The organism is Chloroflexus aurantiacus J-10-fl, from assembly GCF_000018865.1.
GTDB classification, from domain to species: domain Bacteria; phylum Chloroflexota; class Chloroflexia; order Chloroflexales; family Chloroflexaceae; genus Chloroflexus; species Chloroflexus aurantiacus.
Window position 1 is genome coordinate 2,329,835 of the sequence record NC_010175.1, and the last position, 13,032, is coordinate 2,342,866.

At 56.9% G+C, this 13,032-nt stretch carries 14 protein-coding genes; 10 read left to right on the forward strand and 4 right to left on the reverse strand.

Going from position 1 to position 13,032, the window contains the following annotated elements; all coding sequences use genetic code 11:
- Window positions 1–89: 89 nt before the first annotated feature.
- Window positions 90–1,337, reverse strand: a complete 1,248-nt coding sequence (locus CAUR_RS08895; protein WP_012257566.1) for a glycosyl hydrolase family 18 protein — start codon at window positions 1,335–1,337, stop codon at window positions 90–92.
- A gap of 32 nt (window positions 1,338–1,369) precedes the next feature.
- Window positions 1,370–1,765 (reverse strand): metallopeptidase family protein, encoded by a 396-nt coding sequence (locus CAUR_RS08900; RefSeq protein ID WP_015909105.1) that lies wholly within the window; start codon window positions 1,763–1,765, stop codon window positions 1,370–1,372.
- Window positions 1,766–1,935: 170 nt separating this feature from the next.
- Between CAUR_RS08900 and CAUR_RS08905 the strand changes: the two genes are divergently transcribed.
- From CAUR_RS08905 to CAUR_RS08930, 7 genes are all read left to right on the forward strand, one after another.
- Entirely contained in the window at window positions 1,936–3,000 is a 1,065-nt protein-coding gene (locus tag CAUR_RS08905) for a M42 family metallopeptidase (protein WP_012257568.1), read from the forward strand.
- A 111-nt stretch (window positions 3,001–3,111) separates the two neighbouring features.
- A complete protein-coding gene (locus CAUR_RS08910; RefSeq protein WP_012257569.1) occupies window positions 3,112–4,398 on the forward strand; it encodes a Glu/Leu/Phe/Val family dehydrogenase in 1,287 nt (428 codons plus the stop codon).
- Window positions 4,399–4,410: 12 nt separating this feature from the next.
- A complete protein-coding gene (locus CAUR_RS08915; RefSeq protein ID WP_012257570.1) occupies window positions 4,411–4,638 on the forward strand; it encodes a hypothetical protein in 228 nt (75 codons plus the stop codon).
- Window positions 4,639–5,069: 431 nt separating this feature from the next.
- Window positions 5,070–5,777 (forward strand): zinc metallopeptidase, encoded by a 708-nt coding sequence (locus CAUR_RS08920; protein WP_012257571.1) that lies wholly within the window; start codon window positions 5,070–5,072, stop codon window positions 5,775–5,777.
- 4 nt (window positions 5,778–5,781) lie between these two features.
- Window positions 5,782–5,922: a hypothetical protein gene (locus CAUR_RS20860; RefSeq protein ID WP_012257572.1), complete on the forward strand. Its 141-nt coding sequence runs from the start codon at window positions 5,782–5,784 to the stop codon at window positions 5,920–5,922.
- Between the two features lie 169 nt (window positions 5,923–6,091).
- The gene (gene udk, locus CAUR_RS08925) at window positions 6,092–6,721 is read left to right on the forward strand and encodes a uridine kinase (protein WP_012257573.1); all 630 of its coding nucleotides are present in this window, start codon (window positions 6,092–6,094) and stop codon (window positions 6,719–6,721) included.
- A 76-nt stretch (window positions 6,722–6,797) separates the two neighbouring features.
- Entirely contained in the window at window positions 6,798–7,712 is a 915-nt protein-coding gene (locus tag CAUR_RS08930) for a phosphatidylglycerol lysyltransferase domain-containing protein (protein ID WP_012257574.1), read from the forward strand.
- Here CAUR_RS08930 and CAUR_RS08935 read toward each other — a convergent pair.
- Window positions 7,651–8,217, reverse strand: coding sequence for a dual specificity protein phosphatase family protein (locus CAUR_RS08935; protein ID WP_012257575.1), 567 nt, complete (start codon window positions 8,215–8,217; stop codon window positions 7,651–7,653). The genes CAUR_RS08930 and CAUR_RS08935 overlap by 62 nt on opposite strands.
- A gap of 54 nt (window positions 8,218–8,271) precedes the next feature.
- Between CAUR_RS08935 and CAUR_RS08940 the strand changes: the two genes are divergently transcribed.
- A complete protein-coding gene (locus tag CAUR_RS08940; RefSeq protein ID WP_012257576.1) occupies window positions 8,272–9,156 on the forward strand; it encodes a GNAT family N-acetyltransferase in 885 nt (294 codons plus the stop codon).
- Window positions 9,157–9,168: 12 nt separating this feature from the next.
- A complete protein-coding gene (locus tag CAUR_RS08945) occupies window positions 9,169–9,732 on the forward strand; it encodes an SH3 domain-containing protein (RefSeq protein ID WP_012257577.1) in 564 nt (187 codons plus the stop codon).
- A 155-nt stretch (window positions 9,733–9,887) separates the two neighbouring features.
- On the opposite strand, the gene CAUR_RS08950 is transcribed toward CAUR_RS08945, so the two are convergent.
- A complete protein-coding gene (locus tag CAUR_RS08950; protein WP_012257578.1) occupies window positions 9,888–11,015 on the reverse strand; it encodes a glycosyltransferase family 4 protein in 1,128 nt (375 codons plus the stop codon).
- A gap of 1,577 nt (window positions 11,016–12,592) precedes the next feature.
- Here CAUR_RS08950 and CAUR_RS08955 point away from each other — a divergent pair.
- Window positions 12,593–13,024, forward strand: coding sequence for a MarR family winged helix-turn-helix transcriptional regulator (locus tag CAUR_RS08955; protein ID WP_242605108.1), 432 nt, complete (start codon window positions 12,593–12,595; stop codon window positions 13,022–13,024).
- The last annotated feature ends 8 nt before the right edge of the window (window positions 13,025–13,032 follow it).

Below are 13,032 nucleotides of genomic sequence, written 5' to 3' on the forward strand. Positions count from 1 at the left end.
GAGATTGCACATCTACACCAGGTAAACGCAGAAATTGGTCTCAATCACACAAGTATAGTCTGATCAGAACACTTATGCAATGCATACGCTCAATGATCAGGGAGTAATTCGTTGAGCGCTCGCTGGATCAGGGTCGAGTCTTGCACAAGATTGGCTCGTACCGTCTGCCAGTATTCGGGCCGTTCATAGCCCAATTGCCAGATGGCAATCCCGGCCAAATCGAGCTTCTGTACAGTTGCAATCTTATCGGCCAGACCGGTATCGGTCATAAACCAGACGGTGCGGGTACCGGCACTGGTGCGATAGGTAAAGGTGCTCTCTCCCACCCGACCACGGGCATTACGTTCGATAAAACTGACCGTTGGCTGGTACTCGTTGATAATCTCTTCAATCACGCGCCACGGACGAGCAGTGGCATTGCCGTTCGGCGGCCAATCGTAGCCGTAGAAGTGAACGCCGATCAATACTTTCGCCGGATCAACAACCTCACGGGCATAACTGGCGACCGCTTCGATCCAGTAGGCCGGTGCTACCGGGCCAGGGCCGGAACCGCGCCAATGATAGTCGTAGGTCATAATCCGCAACTGATCGACGTGTGGCCCAATGGCTGCCCAATCTTGAAATGCCCCTAAACCACCGTCATCCCGATCCTTGGCGTGGACGGCTACCGTCAGCAGCTTGTTGTGGGCATGCAGTGCTGCGGCCAGATCAACGATAAACGCGGTATAGTCATCGCGTAGTGATGGTGCCAGTGACTCATAATCGATGTCAATGCCATCGTACCCACGGGCCAATACCTCATCCACAATATTCTGGATATGCCGCGCCCGCAGTTGGGGATTGGTCAGCACCGGAACCACCGCACCAGGATTATTAACATTGTGAATGGAGGGGATAATCCGCACATTGTTCTCGTGCGCTATCCGCACCAATTCGTCATCGCGTTGTCCATAAAGACGGCCACTGGCATCGGTGGTGTACCAGAATGGGCTGATGTCGTCGATAATGTCAACATTCGCAAAGAACGACTCGCGGGCATCACCGGTAAAATTGGGCGGTAACCAGACAGCGATATAACGCCCGCTCTTTGGGTGGTAGCCGGCCATATCCGGTTCGGGAGGAGCCGCAGTTGGTACCGGTGTGGGAGGAATCGGCGTTGGCAAAACCAGCAAGGGGGCTGCGGTCGCGGTTGGTTCTGGGGCAATCGTCGGTGAAGGAGCGGTAGCCGAGAACGTGATCAACGTACTCGACATTTGCAGGGTCTGCCAGAGGAGCACACCGGCAATGACCAATGCACTGATGTAGATAGTTCCAGTAATGATCGTGCCAGCTCGCACGCTCGCCTCACTCTCCTGCTATCATGCCTGGACTAGTAAGCACCCAGCTCTCGTAAACGTTCATCGCTGATGCCGAAGTGATGAGCTATTTCATGCAACACCGTGCGCCGTACCTGTTCGCGTAGGGCTGATCTGGTGCGAAAATCGCGTTCAAGAGGCTCCTGGAAGATGGTGATGGTTGCCGGCAAGAAGATACCATCGCTATGTTGTTCAGTCAGCGGCGTCCCTTCGTAGAGACCGTAGATGGTCTGCCATGGGCGTAAACCGAGCGCCCGGCGCTGTTCACGACTTGGACGCGGAGCAACCACGACCTCGACGGTGTCCAGGTGGCGGGCAAAAGCCGGTGGCAGGCTCTTGAGAACGTCGGCAACAAGATCGGCAAATTCTGATGTGTTCATCACGTTGACAATATTTGTGTTTGATAACATATCAAAGCTCATTATACCGGTTGCGTTGAGATAGCGTCAAGCATTTTACCGATTTTGAACGCAAAGTACAGGATGCATTCGCAGGTTGTGGGTCAAAAACCAATAACACTAATGATGCGTTATACTAGACACAGGTACAGGCAACCCTGTTTTATCTACGAGAAGGACGTATGGAACTTGCACAAATCTCCTTTCTGAAACGGCTGCTCGCTACGCCTGGCCCTTCGGGTGACGAAGATCAGGCAGCGCGGGTATGGCGGGCCGAAGCGCGCACGTTTGCCGATCAGGTCTATAGTGATGTGCTAGGCAACAGCTTTGCGGTGTTGGAAGGCAGTGGGCCACGGATTCTGCTGGCTGGTCATATCGATGAGATTGGCTTGATGATCAGCCATATCGACGATCAAGGCTTTCTGTTCTTTAGCCCGATTGGTGGTTGGGATGCGCAGGTTCTGGTTGGTCAGCGTGTGCGCTTGCTGGGCAAGAACGGTGACGTGATAGGGGTGATCGGGAAGAAGCCGATTCACCTGCTCAAGCCCGACGAACGCAATCAGGCCACGAAAATCGAACAGATGTGGATTGATATTGGGGCGACGAGCAAGAGCGAAGCCAGTGAACTGGTTCAGGTCGGCGATGTTGGCGTCATTGACGCACCGGTCTACGAGCTACCGGGGGGGCGCATTGTCAGTCGCTCTATCGACAACCGGATCGGTGCCTTTACCGTTCTGGAAGCCTTGCGTCTACTCAGCCAGAATCGGCCCAACGCTCACGTGGCGGCTGTTGCCACAACTCAGGAAGAGATCACCTTTGGCGGAGCAACGACGGCGGCGTTCAGTTTCGATCCACAGATTGCGCTGGTGGTAGATGTCACTTTTGCTACCGACCACCCCGACTCGGATCAGCGCCAGTGGAACGTGGTCAAACTGGGTGGTGGCCCGGTGTTGTCACGCGGCTCAGCCAACAGTGGTCGGGTTTTTCGGCGGCTGGTTGAGCTGGCCGAGCGCGAAGCGATCCCGTACAGTGTGCAAATCTCGCCACGGTACACCGGTACCGATGCCGACGCGATCCATCATGTGCGAGGAGGTATTGCCAGTGCCGTCATCTCTATCCCCAACCGCTATATGCATTCGCCGAACGAGATGATTGCATTGCACGACGTGGAGTGCGCAGTGCGCCTGATCGCCGCTTTTGTGCATTCAGTCAGTAATGTGAACGAATTTATTCCACAAGATGAATAAAAATTATAACGTATCAGCTATGGCACCGTGGTACAATAGGGGCTGTCGCGCCGGCGTTGTCGCGACCGGCCAGCGTTGGCCGATTCTACTCATCGTTGAGGGGTAAAGGTCATGGTGATGACAGATATTGAACGATCTGCCGCCGCGCCTTCTGAGAGCGTTGATCTGCTGAACATTGTGCAGCAGCATTTTGATCAGGCGGCTGAACTGCTCGACCTTCCGGCACGTCTCCGCGGCATTTTACGAGTGCCGCAGCGCGAATTGACCGTCAACTTTCCGGTGAAGCGGGATAGTGGACGGATCGAGGTCTTTCAGGGCTTTCGTGTCCAGCACAATCTGGCCCGTGGCCCAACGAAAGGCGGCATTCGCTACCACCCCAATGTCACGCTTGACGAGACCCGCGCCCTGGCCATGTTGATGACCTGGAAGTGTGCGCTGGCCGGTTTGCCATACGGCGGTGCGAAAGGTGCGGTGATTGTTGATCCCAAACAGCTTTCAGTCGGTGAAATCGAACGCCTGACCCGGCGTTTTGCCACCGAGATTAGTGTTGTAATCGGCCCTGAGCGCGATATTCCGGCGCCCGATGTCGGTACCAACCCCCAGGTGATGGCGTGGATTATGGATACCATCTCGATGCACCAGGGCCATACCGTACCGGCAGTCGTAACCGGGAAGCCGATCAATATCGGCGGCTCGGAAGGGCGGCGCGAGGCTACCGGTCGCGGATTAACCTACGTGTTGACGGCTGCGGCCCACCATCTCGGTCTGAATATCTCGGATATCCGGCTGGCGATACAGGGGTGTGGCAATGTTGGCTCAACCGTGGCCCGCGAAGCAGTCGCGCTGGGGATGAAGGTCATTGCCCTTAGTGACAGCCGTGGTGGAGTCTACAATCCGCACGGACTGGATATTGAGGCTATCCTGGCTCACAAAGCGCATACCGGCAGTGTGGTTGGTGCCGTCAATGCCGACTCACTGACCAACGAAGAATTGCTGGAAGTTGAATGCGATGTATTAGTGCCGGCAGCGTTGAGTGGTGTGATCACAGCCCAAAACGCCGGTCGGATCAGAGCGCAGATCGTCGCTGAAGCGGCCAATGGCCCCACCACCAAAGCTGCCGATGCGATCCTGTATGATCGGGGATGCCTGGTCATTCCAGACATTCTCGCCAATGCCGGTGGTGTCACCGTGAGCTACTTCGAGTGGGTGCAGGGTTTGCAAGAGTTTTTCTGGAGCGAGCGGGAAGTCAACACGCAGTTGCGCCGAGTGATGACCAATGCGTTGCAACAGGTCTTGCGGGTCTCAGCCGAGCGACAGGTCGATCTGCGCACGGCATCGTATATGCTGGCCGTGCAGCGCGTGGCCGATGCCGTCACGACCCGCGGTATTTATCCGTAGCATGGGCAGGTTATGGACGAACTGGATGCAATGATCACCGACCTCGTTCCGCACCCGATCAGCGGAAGGCGGTTTCTCTTCGGTCTCCTGTTAGGCTTCGCCGGGGGCGCAAGCGTCGCTGCGCTCCTGCTTCCCCGTAGTGGCCCGGCGCTACGGCAGTGGCTCAACGAACGCGCCACGGCGCTGGTTGGTCAGATTCGGCATATCCTGGCCGGTGAGGATAAGCTGGGGTATAGTTGATTGTCGCGTTATTTCTGCCTAATCCGTCCGGTGGTGTAGTGTATGTCGCCCAGGCCATCAGCCTGGGCGATAAGTTGTCTTAACCCAAGTTGCCATCTATGCTGTGATCAGGCCGCGTAAAGCTGACTGCCAGGATGCACAGCACGACGTTGCGCACAACATCGTGCAGCGTACCTGTGTGAACGATGTGGACAGCAACCAGTTCCCATCGACGCACTATGTCACGTCTTACAGTAGCAACCTGGGTTATGCCCATTCTCTGCGTCCTCCGTGCCTCTGTGGTGATAAAGGGCAATCTGGGTTATGTTACCCGTTCCTTTGCGGCAGATTTTGCAAAAATCCAACATTCTACCAACATCCGGTTGTCATTCAAGAGTGGTATACTGTGCGTAGCATTGAGACACATTACATTCCCTCTGAGGAGGTCGTCTATGCCGTTCTTTTTCGATCCAACTTATCTGATCTTTGCCGTGCCGGCGATGCTCTTTGCCCTTTGGGCACAGTTTCAGGTTCAGTCGGCCTTTAATAAATGGTCGCAAGTCGCCAATATGCGCCGCCTGAATGGGTTTGATGTGGCGCGGGTGTTGATGCGTAACGAAGGACTGGATCATGTCGGGGTCGAGACGATTCCCGGTATGCTAACCGATCACTACGATCCTTCCAGCAAAGTCATCCGGCTTTCGCAAGGGTCATTGCAGCCGTCAGTCGCAGCGATGGCCATTGTCGCGCATGAGTTGGGCCACGCCGCACAAGATAAAGAGGGCTATGCCTGGTTGCGGGTTCGTTCCGGGATTGTCGGTTTTGCCAACATCGGTTCTCAGCTTGGTACCTGGCTCTTCTTTATCGGGATGCTGCTGAGTGCTGCCGGAGGCCGGGGGTTCGGTTTCCAGTTGGCCGTTGTTGGGGTCATTCTGTTCAGTGCAGCGGTAGCTTTTACGCTGGTTACCCTGCCGGTTGAGTTTAACGCCAGCGCTCGTGCCCGTGAGATGTTGCAACGGGCCGGTCTGGTCACTGTGCAAGAGGCCGAAGGCGTGAACGCGGTGTTGAATGCAGCGGCGTTAACGTATGTTGCTGCCGCAGCACAGGCTATTGCGCAGTTGCTGTACTTTGTGACTGTTTTGATGCGACGGAGGGAATAATCGCATGACGGAAGAAGAGTTGCGGCGAAAGTTAGTCCACGGGTTGCTGAGTCTGGTGCTGAGCCTGGCAGCAGCATGGCTGGCGACGTATCTGACGAATAAGCTGCTGGGTGAACCACCAAAATCAGAATCGCAGACAGTGTAAGATGACAATCATGGTTAACTCGTGATCAACCTGTACGGGATGATGTCGATCACGGGAGCGGTAGATACTGCCGGTTTCTGGTATCGTACATCTCCCTATTGAGGTTCTGGCGTGGGGCGTGCCCGGTGGAACGCCCCTTCTTCTATGTTTGAATGATGTTCTACGGCGTATGAGTACCTACCCAATCATTATCGGGGTCGCCGGTGGCAGCGCCAGCGGCAAGACAAGCGTTGCGCAGGCTATTTTGCAACGAGTCGGTGCTGATCGGATTGCCCACATCGACCACGACCGCTACTACAAAGATTTGAGCCATCTGCCCCTTGAAGAACGGGCAAAGTTCAATTTCGATCATCCCGATGCGCTTGATAACGATCTGCTGGTTGCCCATCTCGATGCGCTTTGTGCCGGTCAATCGGTAGATTTGCCGACCTACGACTATGCAACTTACGTGCGTCTACCGCAAACCGAGCGGATCGAACCTCGTCCGGTGATTCTGGTCGAGGGGATTTTGATCTTCTACGAGCCGGTGTTACGGCGGCGGATGCAAATTAAGTTGTTTGTTGATACTGACGCCGATCTGCGCTTTATCAGACGGTTGCGTCGTGATATTGTCGAGCGCGGTCGTTCGGTCGAGTCGGTGATCGAGCAGTATCTGGCGACAGTGCGTCCAATGCATCTTGAATTCGTGGAACCGACCAAGCGGTATGCGGATGTGATCTTCCCCGGCGGGGGGCGAAATCCGATTGCGATTGATATGGTGGTGGCCCGCATCGAAGCCGCACTGCAAGCAACGCCTTGACAGCGACTCATAACCGGGCGCAAACTACTAACAGAACCCGATCTGGCTGTTGGCGTTAAACCGGTTGTGAATACGTATGCCACTTACCCCCACCCTTGCTGATGAATTACCGCTCAGTTGGACACGGGCCTGCCTGCCGTCACCGCGCTGGCAGGCCATTCGCTTACCATTTTCTGGTTTCACCTGGCTGGCCTACGCAACGCTACCGCCCGACTACACGCTTGACCATCTCCAGCGCGAGTATCTACCGGGAACACGGCTGCTGTTGCGGGGTTGTTCTGCCAGTCTGGCCGGTCAACTGGCGATGGCCGACTGGGAATGTATCCGGGTTGGGATTGAAGGTCTGGTTGACCTGCGCGGCCACAGCCTGCAACGGCGTTCAGTACGCAAGATGGTTCGTGCTGCGAGTCGGTATGGGTACGTGGTCGAGATGCCGTGGAGTCCATCGGCAGTGGCTCATCTGCGCTGGCTGGCCCGTGAAGCGCGTTACGGGCAGCGACCGCAACTGCGCTACCTGTTTCGCACCATCTTTGAGCCTGAGACTCGTCTGTTTGTTTTTGTTGACGCCGATGGCATCTGGCAGGGTGCGTTGCTGCTCACGCAGCCCTCGGCGACAACTGCGGTGACCGAACTGATGTTGCGCAGGCAGCAGGCTCCTGCCGGTGTGATGGAAGCGCTCTTTGCAACGGCTGGACAGACGTTACAGGCTGAAGGGTTTCACTTCTTGAGCCTCAATGAAGTGCCGTTCCACCATCTCGATCACCGTCTCCGACCGCTGGAACGCCTGGTGACGCTGGTGGGGCGGCAGATGGGTGCCGTCTACGATACCAATGGTCTCTACCACTTCAAGGCCAAATTTGCCCCCGTCTGGCGACCGGTCTACATTTGTGCGCAGCCACGCCTTTCCCTGCTGGCCTTTGTTGATCTCTTCACGGTGTCTGGGTGTCTGGAGCTGGCGGCCAGTAGCCTCTATCGTCAGCGGGCGGCGTAAACTGACTGGATCGTCGGCGACGAGCCAGTATTTGCTCGTATGCCTGAAGTTGACGCAGTTGACGCCGGTTAGGCCGAATAATGGGACGTGCCATGCGCAAGGTGGCGAGTGCCGCCCGATGACCGATACCATGATGGGCCATCAGATATGCCGCCGTCATCAATGGTGCTCTGCCGACACCGGCGTGGCAATGGACAAACACCGGTAAGCCATCGCTAATCGCCTGAGCAATAAAATGCACCCCTTCATCAAGCTGTTCAATCGTTGGTGGATGGAAATCTGGTACCAGTAACCGTAAACTGCGCGCCGGCAGCGGCTCGCGAAAGGGATCAGCTCGCTCGGCTTGTAGCGAGAGCACTGCCCGCACACCGAGCTGATGAATAGCAGGCCATTGTTGAGCACTAAACTGACCGCCGACGAAGAGCATTGGGGTAACGAGAGAGATATTCAAACCGAAAAACCGTTGCCATTGGGTGGCAAGATAGGTACGCACGCGACGAATCATAAGACTTCTCTGGTACAATACAAACTCAGACTCCGTAAGTATGGTAACACAGCTATGTGGCCATTTCGAAAACCTGTCGATCTCCAGGCAACAACGATTCGTCCGGGCCAGCCAGCCGATGTGACGGCGGTGAGCCTGCTCTTTCGGCAGGCTGGACGCCGCTTTCTGGCGACGAACGGGAACGAATTGTATACCGCCGTCGAAGAGGGACGAGCGGTCGTCCTTCAGCTCGATCACGATCTGCTGGCCGTGGCTACCTTGAGCAAGCCGATTGATCGAGTTGTCTGGTTGCGGTCACTGGCAATCAGTGAACGTGTACCGCCGAAAGAGGCGTTGAAGGTATTAACCCCTGCTATCGAACAGCTCGCCCGTGATCGGTCTATCACCCACATCTACTATGCCGGCGATGAGCAGACCGATCAGTGGTTGCGTCCGCTCCTCGAAGCTGCCGGTTACTACCATCAAACTGATGTGGTCGTCTATGAGAAACGGGGCTGGGAAATTCCGGCAACCGGCAATCCCGATGTGCAAGTTCGCCCTGCCCTTGCCGTTGATTTAGCCGAAGTGTTGCGACTCGATACGCGCTGTTTCGAGCCGCAATGGGTCAAGAATGAAGATATTCTGGCACCGGCTATCGCCGACGGCTCGTTCTTTGTGATGGCCGAGATCGATGGTGAGGTTGTGGGGTACAGTTACGCAACCAGTCATTTTGGTGGCCGACTGATGCACCTGGTACGAATTGCCGTTGATCCGGCATTGCGTGGCCGTGGAATTGGTGTGCGGTTGCTGGCAGAATTCGTGACCTATGCGGCTGAAGCCGGCGCCGGGTTGCTCACTCTCAACACACAGGCGTACAACCATCATGCCCAGCGGCTCTACCGCTGGTTTGGCTTTGTGCCAACCGGCGAACGGCAGCCGGTGCTGTGTCGCTGGTTGTAGAGAGGGAGAACCGTGCCACCAAAAACTGATCCACGTGACTGGGAGCGGCTGTTTGAAGGGCGGCGGCGGCGACGTGGGCCGCTGCGTATCGTGATGATTGCGCTGGTCGCCGGCATCCTGACTCTCGGACTGATCGGAGCGGCACCGTTTGTGCTTGATCAGATCGAAACAAGCCGCATTATTGCCCGCCAGACCCAGATTGCATCGCAAACCCGCGAAGCTCGTGCAACAGCGCAACAGGCAGCGATGCAGAGCGCTATTCCCACGCAAACTCCATCCCCTTCGCCCACCGCTACACTGCCATCTGCGCCCACATCAGCGCCGATCATTGGCCGGGCGCAAGTCATCAATGGCGGCAACATTCGCAGTGCCCCTCGCGTCAGTGCCGAGACTGTCATCGGTCAGGTCTGTGTTGGTGATCGCGTTGAGTTACTGGAAGAACAGACCATCGGTGAAAACAATCGCTGGTATCGCTTGCGCGTCGTCGCAACCGCCGATGACTGTGTCCCACAACGGGTCAGCGCAGGTACTGAAGAGTGGGTTAGCGCCACGCTGCTGAGTCAGCCGGAACCGTGATCCGATGCTGGTTGGGCCAGGGATGACTTTGCTACAAGCCCATCATTGTGTTGTCGCAAGGTAAGGTGCCGTGTGCGAACAGGGTACATCACCAGTTTGTGTTTCTCTCTGTTCGCACACGGCATACCATCCTGACTCACCTTCATTTGAGCCTGTCATCTGGCCGCGACGTGTTCGTACACATCCAGCGTGGCCTGGGCCGTGGCTCGCCACGAAAAGCGCGCCGCCTGACGCTGCCCGCGCTCGCGCAGAAAGCGGGCCAGATCGGGCGAGCGCAACACGCGCAAGATGCCCTCGGCGATCTCGTGCATGTTGTGCGGATCGACGGTGAGCGCCGCTTCTCCAACGACTTCCGGTAAACTGCCGGCATACGCACAGACCACCGGCGTGCCGCAAGCCATGGCCTCTAGCGGTGGCAGGCCAAATCCTTCATACGATGACGGAAATACAAACAGTAAGGCACCGCTGTACAGGGCCGGCAGGTCATCGTCACTCACCCCAGGAAGAATCTTCACCCGCTCGCTCAAACCGCGCTCGTTCGCAATCGTTGCAGGTAGTGGATAGCGCGGATCGAACTTACCGGCAATGACCAGTACCGTATCGGTGAGCGACGCCGGCAGTTCGGGGATGACGCGCTCCCAGGCTCGCAGCAGCCGGTCAATGTTCTTGTGCGGTTTGTTTGAGCCGACGTACAACACATAATGGCGGGGAAGCCCATACCGCAAGCGCATATCGGTGATCTCATCGACCGGCTGGGGAGTAAACGAAGGCGCCGCAGCCAGCGGTGTGACCACAATCCGTTCGCGAGGAATGCGCAGATGAAACGCAAGATCGTCGCGCGAAACAGTCGAAATAGTGATCAGGCTGCGCGCACTCCGCGCAGCAAGGCGCAAGGCCAGCCGGTAGAAGCGTCGTCCGCGTGGGCTAAGCGTGGTCGGGTAGCGCAAAGGCAAGACATCGTAAATGGTGACAACCGAAGGACAGGGGAGGAGATACGGCTTCACGATGTAAGGGGAATGGAGTACATCGAGCTGTAACCGGGTTGCCAGTAACGGTAGTTCGAGCTGCTGGGTGAGCGCAAAGGGTGTACTCCGCACAGTAATCCGCTCGACACTCGTGCCGTTCAACGGTGGCAGTGCTTGATCGGCATTTACCAGCACAAACAGATGATGTTGGCGACTGAGAGAACTCAGCTCCGGTAGCAGGGCAGTGATATAGCGACCAATGCCGGGAAAATGGTCGCCGATATAACGGGCATCAAAGCCGATCCGCAGTGATTGCATCAGTGTTCATTATAGCCGGGATGAGGAGAGTAAAAACAGGGTGCGTGCTATATTCTGTGCGTCTGGTATCGAGGGTGGTGTGATCTGGCACAGCAGTGTCGTATCACCAACGCATTGATAGGGGCGCACGGCCTGCCGCACCAGCCATGCTCTCGATCAGGCACAGGGCATAGTGGTTCCTTGCAAACGCCTGGCTTGACCATCCGTGATGAGCTGATATGACATCGTGACTACCACCATTCATAATGCAGGTTGTCAGATCAATGCAGGAACGCTGCCGTGCGTGTCATCGGTGAGCCGCCGGTGCGTTGTTGTTGGTGCAGGAGTCCTGACCGATTCACTGCATCCACTCTCAGGTGCAATGTCAGGATGATGGGATGGAAGCGTGATACGCTACTTCTGCTGCCGGTAGGGGTATGCGACCCGCCCCCACCCTCACCCGCTGGGCTATGCATTACCCACATGTCACGCTGCGTTAGATCAGGCTGCAAGCGCTCCCCGTGGCGCGGGCTTCCAGCCTGCGTGCAGGCATCCTCTCCGCCGCCGTCAGGGGTTGGCCGTGGCCGCTGGTGCGCAGGCACGAACCTGGTTCAACAATACCTCTACGCGCAGGGATCCCATGCATGCCTGACGGACGCGATGATCGGCACGATCCCATCCAGCATCCCCGTGACCAGGATGGGTAACGGTATGCCACGCGCCGGATCGTGAGCGCGGCTGGCGCGGCAGCATGGCTGCCGCACGCCAAACTGCGCGACACGCACATGATGCGCGTGTAAGGCAACCCATCCAGCACGTGATAGCACGGCTGGAGCTGCGCACTGCCACCGGGCCAGTCGCCCACAACAGCACCTATGGCGATCATACTCGCTGATACGCACGTAGTTAACACCAGGTATGGGTAATGCGTAGCCGGGTGGGAGAGGGGAGGGCAGACGTTTGATCCAGGGCTTCCTGATAGGTTAGACGTTGTGATCGATCATCTGTCCTGGCCGTCCGTGACTGCCGCCAGGGGCGGGAGCTTGCGCCTGGCTCCTCCTTCCAGCACTGGTACCGGCACCATGTGCGCCGGCGGCGCGCGCTCCCAGCTCCCGGCTGGGGAGCACACCCGTCATCACGCCCCCGCCCCGCTCCGGCACGCGGGCAATGCAGTATGCGAGGTATGGGTAATGCATAGCCCGCCGAGGGCGGGAACCACCGGTGCCGGATGGCACCCACGGTCGTGCACTGGGCGGTGTCAGGTGATGAGCGAGCCAGAGGCTCGCGCTCTCAGGCGATCCGGCGCGTGTGCATCACGATGGTACACTGACAGTCGCTACGTAAGGGTAACGGGAGCGAGTGGGCAACGACTGTTATTGCATCAGATTCGATATGATACCAGTTTGACGCAGGATATACGCATTGCGGCAAGCAAACACTCTCTGATGGCCGGGGGCGTTTTCGGCTGATGTGCCGTACTGTACCGTGCGGTATGTTTGCTACGAGTTGGCATAATGAGAAATATCTCATTTCATTTGACAAGTCAATAATTTGTCGGCTATCATACTGTTAGTTCGTCTAACTAATGGTTGATGTTCATGGATCAAACCACTATCGCCAACGCCCAACGCTTGCTCACCCTGCTCGACTGCATGCGAGCGAGACAGCCGCGTAGCCCTCTGTTCGATCAACTCAATGAATGGGGGTTATCGATCTCGCACCTGCGCCTGCTCGGTTTGCTGGCCCCTGACCGGGAATTGTCAATGCGCGAACTGGCTGAAGCGCTGAATATCAAGCCGCCATCACTGACGGCCCTGACACGTCGCTTGCTGCAGAATGGGTTGCTTGAACGCCGTCCTCATCCCGACGATAGCCGGGTAATCCTGCTCTCGCTAAGTGAGGCTGGTCGGCAGCTTCATCGCGATCTCGAACGCGAGCGGTTGAGTCAACTGGTACATCTCCTGTCCGGTTTGAGCCACACCGAGCAACAGGTGTTTCTCGATCTGCTTGAACGGGCAATGCGGGCGTAACGGGTTTC